The sequence below is a fragment of the Acinetobacter sp. RIT698 genome (assembly GCF_009668065.1).
In the GTDB taxonomy this organism is placed as follows: Bacteria; Pseudomonadota; Gammaproteobacteria; order Pseudomonadales; family Moraxellaceae; genus Acinetobacter; species Acinetobacter guillouiae.
This window is the reverse complement of the sequence record NZ_WJYH01000048.1, coordinates 1-20,696: the sequence shown is the minus strand read 5'-3', so window position 1 is coordinate 20,696 and position 20,696 is coordinate 1. Positions and strand designations below refer to the sequence as shown.

At 39.4% G+C, this 20,696-nt stretch carries 16 protein-coding genes; 6 read left to right on the top strand and 10 right to left on the bottom strand.

The genetic code is table 11. From position 1 onward, the window contains the following. Positions 1-55: 55 nt before the first annotated feature. Complete coding sequence (locus GJV03_RS17420; RefSeq protein ID WP_004724104.1) at positions 56-1,366, top strand: MFS transporter; 1,311 nt, start codon at positions 56-58, stop codon at positions 1,364-1,366. Between the two features lie 58 nt (positions 1,367-1,424). On the opposite strand, the gene GJV03_RS17415 is transcribed toward GJV03_RS17420, so the two are convergent. The 7 genes from GJV03_RS17415 to GJV03_RS17385 form a co-directional block, all read right to left on the bottom strand. Continuing rightward, the gene (locus GJV03_RS17415; RefSeq protein ID WP_004724105.1) at positions 1,425-2,090 is read right to left on the bottom strand and encodes an RluA family pseudouridine synthase; all 666 of its coding nucleotides are present in this window, start codon (positions 2,088-2,090) and stop codon (positions 1,425-1,427) included. 157 nt (positions 2,091-2,247) lie between these two features. Continuing rightward, positions 2,248-4,188, bottom strand: a complete 1,941-nt coding sequence (locus tag GJV03_RS17410) for an acetyl/propionyl/methylcrotonyl-CoA carboxylase subunit alpha (protein ID WP_154130687.1) — start codon at positions 4,186-4,188, stop codon at positions 2,248-2,250. Between the two features lie 94 nt (positions 4,189-4,282). Next, on the bottom strand, positions 4,283-5,116 hold the full coding sequence (locus GJV03_RS17405) for an enoyl-CoA hydratase-related protein (RefSeq protein WP_004724107.1): 834 nt from the start codon (positions 5,114-5,116) through the stop codon (positions 4,283-4,285). A gap of 14 nt (positions 5,117-5,130) precedes the next feature. Then, entirely contained in the window at positions 5,131-6,288 is a 1,158-nt protein-coding gene (locus GJV03_RS17400; protein ID WP_004724108.1) for an acyl-CoA dehydrogenase family protein, read from the bottom strand. 106 nt (positions 6,289-6,394) lie between these two features. Next, a complete protein-coding gene (locus GJV03_RS17395) occupies positions 6,395-8,008 on the bottom strand; it encodes a carboxyl transferase domain-containing protein (RefSeq protein WP_154130686.1) in 1,614 nt (537 codons plus the stop codon). Continuing rightward, on the bottom strand, positions 8,005-8,916 hold the full coding sequence (locus tag GJV03_RS17390) for an SDR family oxidoreductase (RefSeq protein ID WP_154130685.1): 912 nt from the start codon (positions 8,914-8,916) through the stop codon (positions 8,005-8,007). Before GJV03_RS17390 ends, GJV03_RS17395 begins: the two co-directional genes overlap by 4 nt. Before the next feature lie 96 nt (positions 8,917-9,012). Then, a complete protein-coding gene (locus GJV03_RS17385) occupies positions 9,013-10,803 on the bottom strand; it encodes an acyclic terpene utilization AtuA family protein (RefSeq protein ID WP_154130684.1) in 1,791 nt (596 codons plus the stop codon). Between the two features lie 166 nt (positions 10,804-10,969). On the opposite strand from GJV03_RS17385, the gene GJV03_RS17380 reads away from it, so the two are divergent. The 4 genes from GJV03_RS17380 (at position 10,970) to GJV03_RS17365 (ending at position 13,888) form a co-directional block, all read left to right on the top strand. After that, positions 10,970-11,569, top strand: a complete 600-nt coding sequence (locus GJV03_RS17380; protein WP_151957610.1) for a TetR/AcrR family transcriptional regulator — start codon at positions 10,970-10,972, stop codon at positions 11,567-11,569. 114 nt (positions 11,570-11,683) lie between these two features. Further along, positions 11,684-12,301 (top strand): hypothetical protein, encoded by a 618-nt coding sequence (locus tag GJV03_RS17375; RefSeq protein ID WP_154130683.1) that lies wholly within the window; start codon positions 11,684-11,686, stop codon positions 12,299-12,301. A 12-nt stretch (positions 12,302-12,313) separates the two neighbouring features. Continuing rightward, the gene (locus GJV03_RS17370) at positions 12,314-13,138 is read left to right on the top strand and encodes a hypothetical protein (protein WP_154130682.1); all 825 of its coding nucleotides are present in this window, start codon (positions 12,314-12,316) and stop codon (positions 13,136-13,138) included. Between the two features lie 6 nt (positions 13,139-13,144). Next, complete coding sequence (locus tag GJV03_RS17365; RefSeq protein WP_154130681.1) at positions 13,145-13,888, top strand: hypothetical protein; 744 nt, start codon at positions 13,145-13,147, stop codon at positions 13,886-13,888. A 63-nt stretch (positions 13,889-13,951) separates the two neighbouring features. On the opposite strand, the gene GJV03_RS17360 is transcribed toward GJV03_RS17365, so the two are convergent. After that, on the bottom strand, positions 13,952-15,121 hold the full coding sequence (locus tag GJV03_RS17360) for an acyl-CoA dehydrogenase family protein (protein WP_154130680.1): 1,170 nt from the start codon (positions 15,119-15,121) through the stop codon (positions 13,952-13,954). Positions 15,122-15,193: 72 nt separating this feature from the next. Next, positions 15,194-16,357, bottom strand: coding sequence for an acyl-CoA dehydrogenase family protein (locus tag GJV03_RS17355; protein WP_056515669.1), 1,164 nt, complete (start codon positions 16,355-16,357; stop codon positions 15,194-15,196). Positions 16,358-16,551: 194 nt separating this feature from the next. Between GJV03_RS17355 and GJV03_RS17350 the strand changes: the two genes are divergently transcribed. Further along, positions 16,552-19,908 carry a DEAD/DEAH box helicase gene (locus GJV03_RS17350; RefSeq protein ID WP_154130679.1) on the top strand — a complete coding sequence of 1,119 codons (3,357 nt, stop codon included), beginning with the start codon at positions 16,552-16,554 and terminating at the stop codon, positions 19,906-19,908. A gap of 154 nt (positions 19,909-20,062) precedes the next feature. On the opposite strand, the gene GJV03_RS17345 is transcribed toward GJV03_RS17350, so the two are convergent. Then, the gene (locus GJV03_RS17345; RefSeq protein ID WP_105714476.1) at positions 20,063-20,566 is read right to left on the bottom strand and encodes a DUF2004 domain-containing protein; all 504 of its coding nucleotides are present in this window, start codon (positions 20,564-20,566) and stop codon (positions 20,063-20,065) included. Between the last annotated feature and the right edge of the window lie 130 nt (positions 20,567-20,696).

Genomic DNA, 20,696 nt, shown 5'->3' with positions numbered 1-20,696 from the left:
TTAAAAAGATTACGCTTTAAAGACTCGTTTTACTTTTAAAAGTGTAAGGTTCACCATGGCGTCATTATCTACTGCTACTCCAGAAATTCAAACAAATTCAAAGGCTCGCGTTCTTTTCGCAAGTCTTGTGGGTACAACAATCGAATTCTTCGATTTTTATATCTATGCAACTGCTGCAGTCCTTATTTTTCCGCATCTGTTCTTCCCAGCAAGTACAGATCCGATGACGGCAACAATTCAATCACTCGCAACATTTGCCATCGCATTTATTGCCCGCCCTATTGGCGCAGCAATCTTTGGTCACTTAGGTGATCGTATTGGTCGTAAAGCAACCCTAGTCGCGGCTTTATTGACCATGGGTGTTTCAACAGTATGTATTGGTCTACTTCCAACCTATGCACAGATTGGTATCGTTGCACCACTATTACTTGCACTTTGTCGTTTAGGTCAAGGCTTAGGTCTTGGTGGTGAATGGTCTGGTGCCGTCCTACTTGCAACTGAAAATGCTCCTGAAGGCAAACGTGCTTGGTATGGAATGTTCCCGCAACTGGGCGCACCGATCGGTTTTATCTTGGCAACGGGTTCATTCCTTGGTCTTGGCGCATTGATGTCTGAAGCAGACTTTATGCAATGGGGCTGGCGTATTCCATTCCTTGCAAGTGCTGCATTGGTGATTGTGGGTTTATATATTCGCTTAAAATTGCATGAAACCCCAGCGTTCCAAAAAGTATTAGACAAACAAAAAGAAGTTAATGTTCCATTTAAAGAAGTTGTGACCAAACATTATAAAATGCTCTTCCTCGGCACAATTGCTGCGGTGTGTACATTCGTGGTGTTCTATCTCACAACAGTATTTGCACTCAACTGGGGAACCAAACAACTGGGTTACTCACGTGCAGAATTCTTAGAGATGCAACTGGTCGCAACACTGTGTTTTGCTGCTTTTATTCCGCTTTCTGCTGTATTTGCTGAGAAGTTTGGGCGTAAAGCAACCTCAATTGGGGTATGTATTGCCTCTGCACTTTTTGGTTTAGTATTTGCCAGTATGCTTGAGTCAGGTAGCACAGTGATTGTGTTCTTGTTCTTATGTGTAGGTTTAGCATTGATGGGAATGACATATGGTCCAATTGGTACGGTCTTGTCTGAAATTTTCCCGATTTCTGTACGTTATACAGGCTCAGCATTAACCTTTAACTTGGCAGGTATTTTGGGCGCATCTTTTGCACCTCTGATCGCAACTGAACTTGCAACCAAATATGGCTTACAAGCGGTGGGTTACTACTTGACAGCAGCATCCATTCTTTCACTGTTGGCATTCTTGGCCATTCGTGAAACAAAACATGATGATGTTAACAACCAAGTTTAATCCCCCTCTCAATGATCAAAGCCTGCAATTTTGCAGGCTTTTTTGATTTAGCCAAATGCTAAAACTCAGGCTCAGATACAATCTCAACCAGTAGATTATTAAAAGGCTGCATAAAGGACAAATAGCTTGCATGCAATGCCATACGCGCTAAATCGGTGTTAAACGGCGTAGGATGATAAAGCTTATCGCGCATAATCGGATGCCCGATATATTGCATATGCACCCGTAATTGATGAGAACGTCCTGTAATCGGTGTAAGTAGCACCCGACTTACATCCTTTTCAGCATCATAGCTCACAGATTCAAATAAAGTTTGAGCGGGTTTGCCTAACTCAAAATGCACGATCTGGCGTGGACGATTTTCCCAATCGGTAATCAAAGGCACATCCACACGACCATTGCTATTGATTTGCCCTTGCACCAAAGCAATATAATTTTTTTTAACAGTTCTCGCTTGAAACATTTTACTTGCTGCAACTTCTGCATCACGATGTTTAGCAAACAACAGAATGCCCGAGGTTGCCATATCCAAACGATGGGTAATCTTGGCATTTGGATATATTGCTAATACTCGAAAATAAGCGCTGTCGTGATGTTCAGGCAAACGCCCCGGAACTGAAAGTAACCCTGCGGGTTTATTGATGGCAACAAAGTCATTATCTTCAAAAATAATGTCAAGTGGATCTAAAGGAGGCTGATAAACAAAGCCATCATCAATCGGCATGTGGATCGCATATTGAGAAGAATTGCCGAAAAATAACAATAGACTAAAAAGCTGTCAAGCATGTACATGCTTTATTATTTTCAGCAATCAAAAAAACTCCAATACACGAGAATATTGAAGTTTTTAAGTCCCTATACAATGCATTTGATCTGATCAATCAAGCCTGAATATTCAATACCAACTGACGTTTCTTTACCTGTTGTCCAACTTGCCCAACAATCTCATTCACGACACCGTCCACATCAGACTTAATCTGTTGCTGAATCTTCATCGCTTCTAAAATCAACAAAGTTTGACCTTTAGTCACCGTATCACCCGCATTTACCAAGATATTGATAATCGCACCATCCATTGGTGCACGAATGTTACCATCGCCTGCGACATCGGAAGTTTCAGGTGCTGCATAGGTGGTATTTTCAATGCTGATATTGCCATTTACCGCATCTAAATACAGCTGATTTCCATCTAAGACATAGTCAATCGAACGGCGTACGCCATCCACCACATAAATCAATTTTTCTGCTTGCTGTCCAATAATGCTGATCCCAAGTGTCTGCCCACAAATTTCAACGCTCACTTGGTTTTGATCACGTTTCACTAAAAGCTGTAATAACTGATCATCATGCTTGAGTTTTAAAGGTAAAGATAACGCAATTCCGGTATTCCAACTGCTTTGACTAGAAGCATTGGTCAACAGTGCCGCAGCAACAGCTAGGTGTTCTAAGCCCAAAGCTTGTTTATGTAAGCTGGCATCTGTTTGGAAGTGCTCTTGAATAAAGGCGGTATTGGTGTCGCCTTTGACAATAATAGGGTGTCTAAGTAAATTCACTAAAAACTGCTTATTACTATTTACCCCCAACAATACACAATCATCTACAGCACGCGCCAAGAGCCGAATGGCATCCTGACGGGTTTGACCATATGCAATGACTTTTGCCACCATTGGGTCGTAAAACGGACTAATTTCATCCTGTTGCAACAAACCATGATCAATTCGAACATTGGGTAAATCAGCAGCTTGCCAGCGCTGTATTTGACCAGTCTGTGGCAAGAAGTCTTGACGTGGGTCTTCTGCATATAAGCGAACTTCTATCGCATGCCCTGATAAGGTCAATTCAGATTGTTGTAAGGGCAAGGTTTCACCATTGGCCACACGCAGTTGCCATTCCACCAGATCTAAACCCGTGATCAGCTCTGTTACTGGATGCTCGACTTGCAAACGTGTATTCATTTCGAGGAAATAAAACTCACCTGATTGATCCAATAGAAACTCAACCGTTCCTGCACCGACATAATCACATGATTTCGCTGCTGCAACAGCAGCCTCACCCATTTGTTGGCGTAAGCTTTCGGTCATCACTGGACATGGAGCCTCCTCAACCACTTTTTGATGACGACGCTGAATCGAACAATCACGCTCAAATAAATACACATAATTGCCGTGGGTATCGCCAAATACCTGTATCTCAACATGGCGTGGAGCAATCACAGCTTTTTCAAGAATCAGCTCACCTGAACCAAAAGCATTTTCTGCTTCAGAGCGCGCTGTTTTTAAGGCTTCAACAATATCGGCAGATTGCTGTACCAGACGCATACCGCGCCCACCACCGCCTGCTGAAGCTTTGACCATCAGTGGATAACCAATCTTATTGGCTTGTTGTTCTAAATACTCTATATCTTGCTGATCACCTTCATAACCCGGTACACATGGTACACCCGCCTGAATCATGGCAATTTTTGACAGACGTTTACTGCCCATCAATTCAATTGCAGGTGCAGGTGGGCCAATAAAGGTAATTCCATTTTTCTCACAGGCTGCTGCAAAATCGGTATTTTCAGAAAGGAAACCATAACCGGGATGAACAGCATCAGCCCCCGTTTTTTTACATGCGTCGATAATATTTTGAATAGATAAATAGGATGCTGAAACTTTTGAAGCACCAATATATACAGCCTCATCTGCAAGCTGTACATGGCGCGCATGACGATCTGCATCTGAATAGACAGCCACGGTCTGATAGCCCATTGCTTTTGCTGTTTTCATCACGCGAACAGCAATTTCACCACGATTCGCCACCAATATTTTTGAAAATGCCATTCTCGTTTTCCCTATTTTTGGTTTTATATTCACTTGATTATCTTGGTTGAATCACACCGATCTCAATCAAGATCAGTGATCCGCATTGTCAGACTTATGCATCAAACCAATTTGGATGACGCTTTTGGATAAAGGCCATTGTCCCTTCTATACCTTCTTCACCACCCACAGCATTGGCAAATTGCTGCGCAGCATCATCCAATAAAGGCGTCAAAGCTTCATTTAAAGTACGATGCAATAAAGCTTTAGTCACACGAGACGCTTGCGGAGCGGTACGTTTAATCTGCTGAATGGTTTCGATCAATAAAACTTCCAGTGCTTTTTCATTCTCAACCACTTCATGTACAACACCAACCTTCAATGCGGTATGCCCCTCAAAACGTGCACCAAGTAAAGCCAAACGACGCGCTTGAGTTAAGCCAATTCGCTTTACCACAAATGGGGCAATCTGGGCGGGAATAACCCCTAATCCTGTTTCAGGTAAACCAAATTTGGCATCGGCAAGACTGATTGCAATATCTGAAACACAGGCCAAACCAAAACCGCCACCCAATACTGCACCTTCTAAAACTGCAACAACGGTTTGTGGCGCTTGATCCACTTGCTCCAGCATATGTCCAAATTGACGATTGAAATCAACATAAGGCTGATTAGAACCAACACTGGTGGCCTCACCACGCAGTTGGGCCATATCTTTAATGTCACCGCCTGCACAAAAATGTCCATCTTTGCCACGTAAAATGACTGCACGAATGGAGATATCATCTTGAATCGTTTTAAACACCTGTTGAATCGCTTTGACCATATTCAAACTCATGGCATTGCGACTCTCAGGTCGATTAAGCCATAGGGTTAAAATGCTACCTTCTTGCTCAAGCTCAATACTGCGATCAAACTGTTGTGTTGTTAGAGATTGCGAAAGTGCCATATTTATTCTCCTTGTTATTTACGTTTAGATGGAAGGATGTCCATCAACTTACAAATAATTCCAAGCATAATTTCATCTGCACCGCCACCAATCGAACCTAAACGGCCATCACGATACAGCTGAGAAGCGGGGTTATCCCACATAAAACCATTTCCACCCCAGAACTGTAAGCAACTGTCTGCAACTTCTCGCGTCAAACGACCTGCTTTAAGTTTTGCCATAGAGGCAATTTCTGTTGCATTCCCACCGTCAATGTGGATTTCACAGGCACGATAGGTTAAGGCACGTAAAGCTTCTACTTCAGTCATCAACTCCGCAAAACGAAAATGTACATATTGGTTGTTAATCAGCGGTTGTCCAAAGGTGCTTCGTTCTTTGGTATATTGAATGGTTTGTTGAATCACATTTTCCAAACCACCAATTGCATTGGCAGCCGCCCACATTCGTTCTTCTTGGAACTGCATCATTTGCATCATAAAGCCCATACCTTCTGCACCCACCAAGTAGCGTTGTGGTACACGAACATTGTCAAAATAGACTTCTGCTGTTGTGGTTGAACGCATTCCCAGTTTATTAAGCGGTTCAGAGAAGGAGATACCTGTAGATTTTGCAGGAACAATAATCATGGACTTATTGACATGCGGTTTATCATCAGAGGTATTGGCCAATAAGCAAAAAAAGTCAGCTTGTAGGGAGTTGGTAATCCACATTTTGCTGCCATTAATCACATAATCATCACCCTGTTTTTTTGCGGTGGTTTTGATGGCTGCGACGTCTGAACCTGCATGTACTTCCGATACAGCAATCGAAGCGACATATTCACCCGCAATTGCAGGTGTTAAAAATTCATCCCGTAATTCTTGACTACCAAAGCGAGCCAAAGCAGGCGTTGCCATATCCGTTTGCACACCAATCGCCAAAGGTACGCCACCACAGGCGGCTCGCCCTAATTCTTCTGCAACCACAAGGTTATAAGAATAATCTAAACCTAATCCGCCATTTTCTTCAGGCTTACAAATCCCCAGCAAACCTAAATCCGACAGTTTTTTAAACACATCATGAATAGGAAATCGCCCTTCAGCTTCCCATGTCGGAATATAAGGATTGAGTTCAGTCTCAACAAACTGACGTGTAGTACGGCGTAGTGCTTCATGCTCTGTTGTAAATTTCATTGTTTTTTTCCTTAAATTTAATCTTCTTTAACTCGCTTTAATAAAGCGGAGAACACCCCACTTTTAAAAGATGAGGAATGATGAGCTTTGCAAAGGGCGAGGATTTTTAAAGCCTCGATACACCAAATCGTATTGGATTTAGTTTGCGATGTTCTGCTTCATAAATTGTTTTTAATAAGAAGATCAGGACTTTGCGTGTATCACGCGGGTCGATAATTCCATCATCATGCAACATGGCCGTATTAAATAAGGCGGTTGACTGCTGTTCTAATTTTGCTGCTGTACTTTGCTCTAAGAAATCTAGCATCTGCTCGTTAGGCTCCATCCCTGAAGCTTTTTGCTTTCCTTCCGCTACGATACGTAATACCTTGCCAGCCTGAGCTGAACCCATCACCGCTACATGCGAGTTTGGCCATGCAAAAATAAATTGCGGTGATAATGGACGTCCACACATCGCGTAATTGCCCGCGCCATAGGAACCTGCCACAACGATAGAAATTTTCGGTACAGTGGTATTGGCAACGGCCTGAATCAATTTCGAACCATGCTTAATAATGCCGTTCTGTTCAGCATCAGTTCCGACCATAAAGCCTGTGGTGTTATGTAAAAACAGTAATGGACGTTTGGTCTGTTCACAGAGGTGAATGAACTGTGCAGCTTTGGTGGCGCCTTGTGGGGTAATCGGTCCATTGTTGGTGATAATTCCGATATGTAATCCACCAATTTTTGCCCAGCCACACACGGTCAATGCATCATATTCTTGTTTTACTTCAAAGAATTCAGAGTCATCAACAATTCGTGCAATCACATCTTTCATGTCAAAAGGCTGCTTCGGACTTGCAGGAATGATCCCTAAGAGCTCCTCGGCAGGATAACGTGGCTCTTTATAGCTTAAGTTTAACTTTTGAGTTTGCTCTTTCCAGTTAAGATGCTCAAAAACCTCACGAGCAATACGAATTCCATCGGCATCATTCTCGGCTAAAAATTCTGCTGTTCCAGCAACCTGTGCATGCATCTCTGCACCACCGAGTTCCTCTGCTGTTGCCACTTCTCCGGTTGCCGCCAAAAGTAAAGGTGGCCCTGCGAGTAACATCTCAGTTTGCTTACGAACTGCAATCACATAATCAGATAAACCCGGTTGATACGCTCCACCCGCTGTTGCATTGCCATGTACCACGGAGACTTGGGGTAAACCTGCGGCAGACAGCCGTGCCTGATTGGCAAAGGTCATTCCACCATAAGTAAACACTTCAGCAGCGTAATTTAAGTTGGCACCCCCACTTTCAGTGAGAGTCAGCATCGGTAATTTTTGTTCAAAAGCAATCGCCTGCAAACGTAAGGTTTTTTGTACCCCCATCGGTGACATTGTTCCGCCTTTGATTGCACTGTTACTTGCTGAAATCAGACAACGAACACCGCTGACAAAACCGATCCCTGAAATAATCCCACCACCTGCATCTGAACCATCTTTATCATCATGCATGGCATAACCCACCAAGCCACACAGTTCTACAAATGGTGAATCAGCATCAAGAGCTAAACGGACACGTTCATGCGGTAAAATTTTACCTTTCTTGTCAAATTTGGGTTTGGCTGCATAAGATTTTTCAATATTCTTATTTTGTACTGCACGCACTTCGGCAATTTGAGCAAGTAATGCCTGCTTGTTCTGTTCAAATTGCTCACTACCAACTGCAATTTCGGATTGGAGAACAGTCATGAATTTTCTCCTGTCTGTTGGTTATTGGTTTGATCACTCAATTGTTGTTTTAATACATCTGGAATAAAGGCACGATGGAAGCCATTAAACGACTCGCTATTCGAAGCATCTGCCAATGGATACATTCGAGTGCCTAAGGATGCAGCGCCATCAATACGAATCGTCATGCCAGAAATAAAACCTGCTGCTTCTGAAAGTAAATAACAAATAGCAGAAGAAATTTCAGATTCGGTGCCCATTCGTTTCAGTGGTACATTCCCAGCCAAACTTGGAATAATAAATTTGGCAAAATCACCGGTATAATTATCCATTCCTGAAGAAACAACCCAACCAGGTGCAACACAGTTAACACGTACCCCAGAACGCCCCCACTCCACCGCTGCTGTTTTGGTCAAATTATCTACCCCAGCACGGGCTGCACCTGAGTGTCCCATCCCCGGCATGCCACCCCACATATCAGCTGCCATATTGACAATACTGCCACCATGTTTTGCCATCCATTGGTTATAGGCTTCTTTCATTAAGTAGAAAGTTGAATGTAGGTTGTTGCGTACCACAGCATCAAAACCGTTGGCAGAAATGCCTTCTAAATTTGAGGGAAACTGACCGCCAGCATTATTGACAAGGCCATCGAGTCTGCCAAATTTTTCAATTACTTCGGCAATCATCTCTTTCACGTTTTGTTCTTCGCGATTATCACAAACGATAAAATGAACTTTGCCACCATCTTCGATGATTTCTTTGCTGACATTTTCCAGCTTTTCAATTTTCCGCCCTGTAATCACCACTTGAGCCCCTAAAGCAGCCAGTTCATGAGCAGTACAGCGCCCTATACCCGAACCACCACCGGTCACAATGATGACTTGGTCCTGAAAAGCATCCGATCTAAATATTGAGTGATAATGCATTTTTATATCCAAATTGTTGTCTTTTAACTTGCTTAAATCCCGCTCCAAGCTCCCTTTTAAAAAGCGAGGAATTCCCCCCACTTTCGTAAACAAGGATTAGAAGGACTTTAAACTCGCTGGGATTTTGACTGGCATATCTAAAAGCTGCTGAGCAAAAGCTTTGCCTTGTGGATCAATACGTAAACTGGCAATTCCTCCACCACCTAAGGCATTTTCCAGCATAAAATTTAAGGCATTAAATCCCGTGATTTCATAACGAATCACTTTAGACTTTTCAGGGTCTAAAACATGCTGCATATATTCTTTGACCTTTTCCTCAGTCAAATTGGCACGAATCCAAGGTAGATATTCAGGCTGACGTGCGATCACTCCAAGATTGCTGTGATTTCCTTTATCGCCACTCCGAGCATGGGCAATTTCAACTAAAGGAACTTCAATCTCCTGACCCGTAAATTGAGCAACTTCACCCACTGCAACAACATCAAAAGATTGATCTGAGCAACCTGATGGAATCTGTATATTTTGACGCTGACCATTGATGTCGATCACAACACTTAGTTTTGATTTATCCACTAAAAACGAGAACAACTTAATCACAGGGGAAGCTTTGGGACGCCCCCCAACAATTCCAGCCAATGCAGGTGCCATTCCAGTAGATGCTTGGGCAATTTCAGAAGCAAAAAACATACATGCTTCTTTAAACATGTGCTTTACAGCGATTTTGACAACCACTTCTCGACTATTGATTGGCTGTGCATTTGCACCATAGGTACTTTCAATACCCAATATTTCAACTGATTTTTCTAAGAATGGCGGAACTGAACGTAATGCTAAAACACGCTCACACTTAGTTAATATTGCATCTGCAATTACTTGGGCTTTTTCAGGGGCTTCGCGTCCTGCAATCAGGAAACTCACCAAGACACGATAACCATCAGGATAGGTTGCACTGACTTTATATTGTTGTGTCGGTGCTCTACCTTTTGCGCCAATCACTAAAACTCGATCTTCACCTACCTGTTCTAATTTCACTTGGCTAAAATCTGCAGTAACATCGGGCAATAAATACGCTTGTGGATTACCAATTTCATAGACAACTTGTTCAGCAACAGTTGCAACCGAAACCAGTCCACCGGTTCCTTTTGGTTTAGTCACGATAAATGATGCATCTGCTTTCACTTCAACAATTGGAAACCCCATATTGTCAAAGCCTTGTACTAAGCGCCAATCCGTGAAATTGCCACCTGTAGATTGTGCACCACACTCAATGATATGCCCTGCTAAAGAACCTTGGGACAGCTTGTCATAATCCTCTAAGGACCATTGATATTCATGCAACAAAGGTGCAAGCACCACAGCTGAGTCCACCACTCGCCCAGTGATGACAATATCTGCACCTTGATCAAGTGCGTCTCGAATTGGAACAGCTCCTAGATATGCGTTACAACTGGCTAATTGGCTAGGCAAATCTTCGCCACTAAACATCTCTTTAATATTTTGTGTGTTTAATTCGGCTTGTTGTGGCATTAGGTCATCCCCCAATACCACTGCAATTTTTAAATCCAATCCTTGTGCTTCAAGCACTTTCTGCAAGGCATCACGACATGCCAATGGATTGACACCACCAGCATTGCTAATCACTTTTATTTTTTTATCACTGATTTTTTTAAGCAGCGGTGTCATCACCCGACTGACAAAATCCAAAGCATAACCATGTTCTGGATTGGTCATCATCGCTTTTGCCATGATAGACATGGTGATTTCTGAAAGGTAATCAAAAACCAAATAATTGATGTCAGACAAATGTACCAACTGAAATGCTGCGGTATTGGTGTCCCCCCAGAAACCTGAAGCACATCCAATTTTCACAATACGTTGATCTTCCATTTTCACACCTATCTTGTTTTCATTGTTCTGAATAAAATTTATACGCCAATCTACCAAGCAAGCGCTTGGTTTGTAAAGGGCAAAATGTTATCCTGAATTGGCAAATGTGCTAAAACACGTTTTAAACAATGAATAATTTGCTTAACTTTATGGAAAAAATGATCCGATGATTGCTCACTCAATCGATGATATCCAACCAATCGCATGTTTTGATGACAGCCCTAAAGGTCGTTTATTACTTGGTGCTGCTTATTTATTTCATAAGCAAGGTTATGCCAAAACTACAGTTCGTGAGTTAGCAAATTTCATTGGAATTCAATCGGGTAGCTTGTTTCATCATTTTAAAAGCAAGGATGATATTCTTGCCAATGTCATGCATGAAACCATTATTTACAATCATGCCCGTATGCTTGATGCAATCCAAAAATCGGATGATGCTGAACAACAGTTAAAACACTTGATCAAAGCTGAGTTAATTTCGATTACTGGAGATACCGGTTCAGCCATGGCTGTTTTAGTTTATGAATGGTTTGCGTTGTCAAAACAACGGCAAGATGAACTTCTTAAACTGCGAAATGATTATGAGGATATCTGGTTCGATGTGATTGAGAAATTACGCGACCTCGGCAAAATTCAGCATGATGCTTTTATTTGGCGCCGTTTGTTGGGCGGTGCGATTGCTTGGACCGTCACTTGGTATAATCCCAATGGTAAAATGAGCTTAGATGAACTGACTGAAATCGTTTTGGAAATGGCTTTGAAATAATATTAACGATAATTTTTGTATAGTAAAACGTAATACATTCAGTTTTATCCACATAGCGTTTAAAGGAAAAAATGCTATTCTGACTCCACAGCAAATAACGATAAGAAAGAGTCAATGAATCCTATACAACATGCCAATATTTCACTCAAACGCCGTGGTGGTGAACTTGAAGACTATATTGATATACATGCATTAATTGACAGTACCAAAATGCTTTGCACAGACAACCGCCATCGAATTTTACATACATTTTGGGGTGTGCAAGAAGTCATTATTCCCATCTTCGGTCATCACTTTGAAAATAGTGCAGGCAAGACTATAGAAGTCAAAGACCTATGTGAAAAAGATCATTTATTGGTAGATTTTCATCATCGTTTTATTCCTACTTTGGGTGACTTTGTTGCGGCTATGCAAGATATTCCAACAGAGGGCTTAGCGAAACGTTTAGAGAAATTTCATACTGATGTTATTGATGATCCTAAACTTTCAACAACATTGCTTACACCTTTATCTGTAACAGGACAGCTTAAATCTTTACTAATTACTCATAACAGTTGGTTTATTAATACTATTTTACCCATGATGGGAAAAAGTGAAGCAAAATGGATTGAATTTGATATCACCCCTGACATGTTTTTTAACCCGATGCGTTTTGAGTTATGGATGGACAATGGTGTTGTTGTTCCACCAAGTGCGATGAAATTAGAAGAATTAAAAATCCAAATCATATAAAAGAGATTACACATGCAAGATAAAAAAATCTATGTCATACGTAAAAATGACTTTCCTTATAATGATAGCTGGATGGAAATTTCAGGGTATGGCGATATTCATGCAACATATACAGACAAAGAAGCTGCAATTAACCATTGGAAAAAATTGATTCAAATTTTTTTGAAAGAAGATGGTGGGGATTATTTAAAATTTAACCAGCTTTTTCACTTAAAAACCAATCCAAAGCTTATAGATGAATTAGATCAATATGTGATTCAATGTTGTAGAGAATCAATATTTATTGATGATCCTAATCAAACAGATGCAATGTTACCAGATACACTTAGTCTAGATCAGTCAATCGAATTTTTAAAAAGGGCAAACTTACTTCCATATGAAGTATTTGAATATTCCGATAGAGAAATATTTTCTTTAATTTGGCTCATTGAAGAAAAAGATTATTTAAGAAAATGGCATAATAATTCTCTGATTTTTGGGACATCTATAGAAAATCTTTTTAAAAATATTTCTATCGATTATTTATATAGTGCCCTACAAGAAACTTTGGAAAAGCACAAATTATCGATTGATCAACTTACTGATAGTCCTCAATTATTACTTAACTTAATCCAACAAAAACCATATAACAAATATGTACACTATGACCCAAATACACGAATGATAGAACTAGAAGAATGGGATGTTTTTGTGAATATTTTTCATACACCTAGTATTACAAATTTTGAAATTTCAAATCTGAATACATTATTAAAACATCCAATTTTTCAAATACATGAAGTTTATTTTAATACTTTAATTAAACTCAATTCCGATGAAATATTATTAAATGAGTAATGAATTATGAGCAACATCAAATACATTATTCGTCATAATGACTTTGCTTATAATGATGAATGGTATGAAACAAGTTTCCCATTGGCAGGCATAATTCAAGCCATTTACACAGATAAAGCTGAAGCCGAAACTGAATATAAAAAGCTCATTGTTTCAGCCTTATATGGCCATGATGATTTATCTAATTTTGATATAGGCAATGGTTATGCTGCTGAGGAAACTTATCAGGAATTAGAACAATTTGTCTTTAAAAAAACAGGTAAAGAATACGAAATAGATGATGGAATACCTGAACTGAATATAGATGATGCCTTTAACTTCGCTCAAATCTCAGGAATTCTCTATTATCAACTAATTGAAATAGATGATAATAAACCAATCTATATCATTTGGTTCAACGCGGAACAAGATTACTTAAGGGGCGATCATAATAATATTTTTGAAAGTCAGGATGAAAATTTTAATGATCTTGAGTCAGATCAATTTATGTTCTTATTTGAAGATTATTTTGAAGAATATATTTTTAATCAGCGTTTTGATGAACTCAGTGATAGCCCTGAATTATTAAAAGCACTTGTTCAAAGTATCTCTGCGATTACTTATGATAAGCAAGATGAAATTATTACAGAAATAGACTGGGTAGATTTAACATTTATCCAACTTAAAGCACTCAATGCTTTGTTAATTCAACCTTTTATCGAAATACGTAAAATCAATTTAGAACAGTTATATCAAATTACCTGTGAATAATAGATTTGTATGAGCACCTATATCTGACTGAAATCAAATTTAGGTGCTTTTATTCTCCGAAAATCAAAACCCCAACTGCTTACTAATCAAATCTTTCATGATTTCTTCAGCACCGCCACCGATCATATTTACTTTGACTTCGCGATAAATACGCTCAGATTTAGTCCCTCGCATAAAGCCCATGCCACCTAGAGTTTGCACTGCCGCATCTGCACAGAACTGCATGGTTTGGGTTGCGATATTTTTTGACATACAAATTTGTGCAATTAAATCACTGCCCTGTAGTTCAGCCTGCCCCATACGATAAGCAGTATCCTCCAATAATGCCCGAGTTGTGGTTAAACGCGTCGCCATATCAACCAACTTATGACGTACCACTTGATGATCAACTAAGCGTTTTCCAAAAGTCTTCCGCGCTTTAGACCACTCTAAAGCCTCTTGATAACAGACCAAGGCATAACCATAGGCCATAGAGGCCAACCAAAAGCGTTCCATATTGAAGTTTTTCATAATGACCTTAAAACCTGCATTTTCTTCACCAAGAAGATTTTCTACAGGGACTTTGACTTGGTCAAAATGCAAATGAGCAGTATCCGATGCCCACCAGCCCATTTTCTTTAAAGGTGATTTAGTAATGCCTTCACTATGTGCATCGACCAATAACATCGAAATACCACTCGCACCTTTATTTTCAGGATCAGTTCTCACCGCTACCGTATAATAATCTGCACGCATACCTGATGTAATAAAGGTTTTTTCACCACTCACCAAATAAAAATCACCTTCACGGATTGCTTTGGTTTGTAATGCAGCAACATCTGAACCGCCGCTTGGTTCGGTAATCGCAAGTGCAGAAATTTTTTCGCCTGAAATAATTTGTGGCATCACCTTGTCACGAATATGTGGCTGAGCAAAATGATGAATTGGTGGTGTACCAATGGTATGAATCATCAAAGAAATATGTACGCCACCAGAGCCTGCTTTGGCTGTTTCGACTGCGGCTAAGAACACATGAAATGCATCTGCATCTGAGATTCCCCCATGCTCATCATCAAAGCCTAAACCCAATAGACCAATTGCAGCAGCCTTTTGATAAAGCGCACGAGGAAAAGTTTCAGCCTCATCCCATTCATTCACAAAAGGAGAAATCTCTTTTTCAACAAATTTCTTCACACTGTCTGCAAATGCACGATGCTCAGCGGTGTAGTAAATCGGGTTATTTAAATGATCCATATCTTGTTGTTCCCTGTTTATTTTTATTGCGATTTATTGTGTACAGTTCTAGTTTAATCCATTCTCGATATTCTAATAGCCCAATTGACGACTCGCGAGGTCTTTCATAATTTCTTCCGCCCCACCACCAATCATATTGACTTTAACATCACGGTAAATCCGTTCAGACTTAGTGCCTCGCATAAAGCCCATGCCCCCTAAAGTTTGTACAGCTGCATCGGCACAAAATTGCATGGTTTGAGTGGCCACATTTTTAAGCATACAGATTTGCGCAATTAACTCATTGCCCTGCATTTCAGGCTTCCCTAAGCGATAAGCAGTATCCTCCAACAAAGCAAGTGTTGTGGTTAAGCGAGTCGCCATATCGACTAATTTATGCCGAACCACTTGATGATCAACTAAACGTTTACCAAAGGTTTTTCGTTCTTGTGCCCATTCCAATGCTTCTTCATAACAGGCTAATGCAAAACCATAACTACTGGCAGCAAGAAAAAACCGCTCCATATTGAAGTTATTCATAATCACAAGGAAACCCATATTTTCTGCCCCCAACAAATTGCTTGCAGGAACACGAACTTGATCAAAATGGAGATGAGCTGTATCCGAAGCCCACCATCCCATTTTGTCGAGTTTTGATTTGCTTATGCCGTCACTATGGGCATCCATCAATAACATCGAGATACCATTCGGGCCTTTGGCATCAGGATCTGTACGTACTGCAACGGTATAATAATCAGCACGAATGCCCGATGTAATAAAGGTTTTTTCGCCACTGACAATATAGTCTTGACCATCCCGCACAGCTTTGGTTTTAAGTGCTGCCACATCAGACCCACCCGTGGGTTCAGTAATCGCCAACGCTGAAATTTTTTCGCCTGCTAAAATTTGAGTCAGTACAGTTTGTTTAATCTCATCTGAAGCAAAATGATTGATCGGAGGTGCGCCAATCGAGTGTGACAATAAGGAAGCACATAAACCACCTGAACCTGTTTTGGCTAACTCAATCGAAGATAACAACACATGAAAAGCATCGGTTTCTGGAATTCCCCCATAGTTTTCGTCAAAACCTATCCCCAATAAGCCGATATCTGCGGCTTTTTTATAAAGTTCTTTTGGAAAGGTTTCTGCCTCTTCCCATTGATTGATATGTGGCATTAATTCTTTTTGAACAAACTTTCGAATGGAATCTGCAAATGCAAAATGCTGATCTGTATAGTAAATTGGATTATGCTTCATCTTGATTTGCTTCCCAGCATTATTTTGAAAAACTTATACTGACAGATTTTATTTAATTTAAAGTTGCAGAAACGATCAATTTGTATTTAAAAACATGTCATTTTTGATCAAAACTCATATATTAATTTCAGATTCATGATCAAAAATCCGTTACACTGTTAGTAATTTCCTTTTAATTTTTAGCTCTATAAATAATGGCGACATTGAATCAATTTTTATCACGTTTTAACCCTGCAACCATTCAAAGAAGCTTGAGTTATGTCAAAAAAATTGATCTAAAATCCTTAGAGGTCTACCCTGATCGGGATAATTTAGTCATCGAAGCACAAATTCAGGGAACGGATTATTATGAAACGGCTGTTATCTATAATCCTTTAACCAATAAAATTGTGGATACCGACTGTAGTTGCCCTGTTGGTTACGATTGTAAGCATTCGGCTGCACTTGCACGTTATTTTTATGATCAACAACTTTCAAACCCAGCTGCACGTCAAAAACTAAACCCATTAGACCAAGCTCAAACCACAACAAATAGCTCTACCCACACTACGGCAAAAGCTTGGCTCGCTCAATTTAAACAACAATTGGCACAAGTTCAACGCACTGAAACGCCAGTACAGCACCAACTTATTTATATTTTCCAACCAAAAAATAACACCGCCAAATTACAACTTAGTGTTTTTAAAGTTCGTCGTAACAAAGATGGAAAAATTAGAGATACCGCGCTCTACACCAGCTATGACAATGTATTAAATGAACGTCTTAAAGTGAGTAAAGAAGAAAAGAAAATCTTTAGTCATTTGTACTTTTTCGCTAAGCTAAATTTTAGCGATGTTCATTTTTATCCAGCGTCATGGGATATTTCAGGAATCTATCAAGAACATCTAAGAACGGCTATTCAAAGTAGCGTTTGTTACGCACTAGATGTACAAAGATTACCTTTAACATGGTCTGACCAAGTTTATAAAATTGAATTCAACTGGCAAACGCGTACAGAACAGCAAACAGAAAAACTCAAGGCACAATTTTTTGATGAAAATCATCTAGAGATTTCACCTGACCATGCTGAACAAATTTATATTATTCATTCTCATCCATTAAGTTATCTCGATACCCTTAAAAACCAAGTCGGTGTACTTGAGTCTTTATATTCTAGTGAAATGATCGAAGAATTGCTGAATATGCCACAAATGCCTGTGGAATTAATGGCTGAATTTGAACAAGTGATTCAACCCTATGCATTTTTTGAAGATTTACCTCAAGCGCCATTTACACAAAGTATAGAAATATTAAAAGGCAAACCCACACCTATTTTACGTTTTGGAACACATCCGCAATATGATCGTCTTGGTCATATGCATCATTATGCAATTGCTGAAATTGAATTTGAATACTCAGCTGGACGAATTAAAGCAGGTTTCCCTGATGACAGTTTCATTATCAATATTGATGAAAAAGCGGTTCGTCAACAACGCGATTTAGTTGCTGAAAAGAAACATATTGATGAATTAATTCATTCAGTTAAATCCATGCAACGGATTAACAAGCTACCAAAGAGCAAACGCCCTGCTTTTGATGACATCAGTGAAAACTCAATTGTTTATGCAGATCCCATGGCTTGGGTTGAGCAGCTGGTTCCTGAAAATAAAATCGAAGGTCTCGGCTGGAAAGTTGAACATACCCTAGATAGTCAGTTCAATTTAAGTGCAACACAAAACCTGCAACTCTCATTGAATGAATCTGAAAAAAAACAAGACTGGTTTAATGTCGGTGCGACGATTCAGGATATGAATGGCAACACCTATAACCTGATTGATCTTCTTGGCTATGCAATACAGCATAATCCACATCTTTTAGAAGATGACTATATTGAAAAAATGGATAGTGACAGCTTCTTAATTGTTCATTTAAAAGAAGCTCAAACTCAACTGGCACTTAGAAATCAAGAAATTAAGCCCATTCTGATCTATTTAAAAGAAATTTTACGACATCCTGAATCTGCAACATTAGATCAATACGATGCCGCTCAATTCTTAGATTTACAGCATCATTTAGGCATGCCTTGGCGTACCAATGAGCGTCTGAAAATATTTGCTGAAAAGCTTCAAAATAGTTATCAAGATCAAATCTGTACACCACAAGGTTTCCAAGGCGAACTACGCCCATATCAACAACAAGGTTTAGCATGGCTACAGTTTTTACGCGAAACTGAACATGGCGGTATCCTTGCCGATGATATGGGACTCGGTAAAACTGCACAAACACTTGCACATATTCTATTAGAAAAGCAGGCAGGCCGATTAAATCAACGCCCAGCCTTGATTATTGCACCAACATCTTTAATGCATAACTGGCGTAAAGAAGCGGAGAAATTCACCCCTGAATTAAAAGTTTTGGTCTTACAAGGACATGACCGAGTTGAGCATTTTCAAGAGATTAAAAATGTAGATATTGTGCTCAGCACCTACCCGCTTTTGGGCCGTGATGAAGAATTTTTACTGCCCTATCAATATCATTTATTGATTTTAGATGAAGCGCAAAACATTAAAAACCCTCGGGCCAAAGCCTCTCAAATTGTACGACAAATCAAAGCAAAACATCGTCTATGCTTAACTGGCACACCGATGGAAAACCATTTGGGCGAATTATGGTCATTGTTCCATTTCTTGATGCCTGGTTTTTTATATAGTCAGGAATTGTTTAATAAAAAATATCGTAACCCTATCGAGAAACATGCAGATCTTCAGGTTAAAACCAAGCTCATTTCTCGTATTAAACCGTTTATGTTGCGTCGTTTAAAAACAGAGGTGGCGAAAGAGCTTCCTGAAAAAACCACGATTGAAGTAAATATTGATATGAATGAACAGCAATCCAAGCTCTACGAAGCTGTTCGTGCAACAATGCAAAAGAATATTCGTGAGTTGATTGCAGCTAAAGGCTTCCATCGTAGTCAGATTCAAATTTTAAGTGCATTACTTAAGCTTCGACAAGTTTGCTGCCATCCAAGCCTTTTACAACTTGATCAAGTCAAGAATCAAAATGTTGAATCAGCAAAATTAGATCATTTATTGGAAATGGTTCAAGATATGGTTGAGGAAGGACGTAAGATTTTAATCTTCTCTCAATTCACCACGATGCTACAACTTATTGAAGAGCATTTAAAAGCCTTAAATATTCGAAATGTAAAACTTACTGGACAAACCAAGAAACGTGATGAAGTGATCACGGCATTCCAAGCAGGCGATATTCCTGTTTTCCTCATCAGTTTAAAAGCAGGCGGTGTCGGGCTTAATCTCACTGCTGCTGATACAGTGATTCATTATGACCCTTGGTGGAATCCAGCCGCTGAAGATCAAGCGTCTGATCGTGCATGGCGTATTGGTCAAGATAAACCTGTATTTGTTTATAAGTTGATTACCAACCAGAGTATTGAAGAAAAGATTTTAGCCTTACAGAAAAATAAAGCTGATCTTGCCAAATCTATTCTAAGTATTGATCATGAAAATGAAGTGAAATTGTCTGAAGATGATGTCATGAGTTTATTGGATTGAAACTTTAAAGATAAGGTGTGGAATTTAACAAAAGTTAGATCTAACGCATCAATACGAAGAAACCCCGTCACCATGATGGGGTTTTGTTTTTTATACCTACATTGTTTTAGAATCTATAGACTTCTAAATACGGCTGCTTCACTTTACTGCATCGTTAGCTTTCCCAACTTAAATGATCCAAATTACCGTGATCATCTGTTTTAACGACGATTAACTGATCAGTTAAGTCTCTATTTGTAGTGTAATCAAAGACAGCAAAATACGATGTATCATACTTTCCATCTGGATAAAGCCCAACTCTTGTTAAATATAATTTGGTTAAAAACTGCTGTGCTTTGTCTATTGGATTAGAAATCCCAATTTTTTCTAAGAAATCATCGCCTAATTCTTCAATATGAAAATCCACATATTCTTTAACAGTCCCTTCCTTTTCATTTTCAAAATCTTGTTGAATATAATCTTGGTTTTTTTGATCAAATTTTTCTATATTTTCAATAAAAGACTTAACTCGTTCAAAAGTTTCTACATCTAAAGTATTCGCTTCAAAATTTAAATCAACTTGAACGGCTTTGCCATTAAGCTCAAGATCAACTTGGTAATATTCTTCTAGTGATTCTAATTGCAGTGTTCCAAAATGCGGCAAGGTGTATTCTGGCATTTTTTATATTCCTATATTTTTTACATATTAGATAAAGCAATTAATTTATCATTTAATAATAAAAAATTCTTGGTCTAGATTTTATATTTATGTCTTTAAAAATAATAAAACACTTAAAATAATACGCATA

What these genes read in the sequence shown, in the direction of transcription:
- GJV03_RS17420 (WP_004724104.1), top strand. Translation starts at nt 56, where the DNA reads ATGGCGTCATTATCTACTGCTACTCCAGAAATTCAAACAAATTCAAAG.
- GJV03_RS17405 (WP_004724107.1), bottom strand. Translation starts at nt 5,116, where the DNA reads ATGGCACTTTCGCAATCTCTAACAACACAACAGTTTGATCGCAGTATT.
- GJV03_RS17350 (WP_154130679.1), top strand. Translation starts at nt 16,552, where the DNA reads ATGGCGACATTGAATCAATTTTTATCACGTTTTAACCCTGCAACCATT.
- GJV03_RS17410 (WP_154130687.1), bottom strand. Translation starts at nt 4,188, where the DNA reads ATGGCATTTTCAAAAATATTGGTGGCGAATCGTGGTGAAATTGCTGTT.
- GJV03_RS17375 (WP_154130683.1), top strand. Translation starts at nt 11,684, where the DNA reads ATGAATCCTATACAACATGCCAATATTTCACTCAAACGCCGTGGTGGT.
- GJV03_RS17390 (WP_154130685.1), bottom strand. Translation starts at nt 8,916, where the DNA reads ATGCATTATCACTCAATATTTAGATCGGATGCTTTTCAGGACCAAGTC.
- GJV03_RS17355 (WP_056515669.1), bottom strand. Translation starts at nt 16,357, where the DNA reads ATGAAGCATAATCCAATTTACTATACAGATCAGCATTTTGCATTTGCA.
- GJV03_RS17360 (WP_154130680.1), bottom strand. Translation starts at nt 15,121, where the DNA reads ATGGATCATTTAAATAACCCGATTTACTACACCGCTGAGCATCGTGCA.
- GJV03_RS17370 (WP_154130682.1), top strand. Translation starts at nt 12,314, where the DNA reads ATGCAAGATAAAAAAATCTATGTCATACGTAAAAATGACTTTCCTTAT.
- GJV03_RS17385 (WP_154130684.1), bottom strand. Translation starts at nt 10,803, where the DNA reads ATGGAAGATCAACGTATTGTGAAAATTGGATGTGCTTCAGGTTTCTGG.
- GJV03_RS17365 (WP_154130681.1), top strand. Translation starts at nt 13,145, where the DNA reads ATGAGCAACATCAAATACATTATTCGTCATAATGACTTTGCTTATAAT.
- GJV03_RS17400 (WP_004724108.1), bottom strand. Translation starts at nt 6,288, where the DNA reads ATGAAATTTACAACAGAGCATGAAGCACTACGCCGTACTACACGTCAG.
- GJV03_RS17345 (WP_105714476.1), bottom strand. Translation starts at nt 20,566, where the DNA reads ATGCCAGAATACACCTTGCCGCATTTTGGAACACTGCAATTAGAATCA.
- GJV03_RS17415 (WP_004724105.1), bottom strand. Translation starts at nt 2,090, where the DNA reads ATGCCGATTGATGATGGCTTTGTTTATCAGCCTCCTTTAGATCCACTT.
- GJV03_RS17395 (WP_154130686.1), bottom strand. Translation starts at nt 8,008, where the DNA reads ATGACTGTTCTCCAATCCGAAATTGCAGTTGGTAGTGAGCAATTTGAA.
- GJV03_RS17380 (WP_151957610.1), top strand. Translation starts at nt 10,970, where the DNA reads ATGATTGCTCACTCAATCGATGATATCCAACCAATCGCATGTTTTGAT.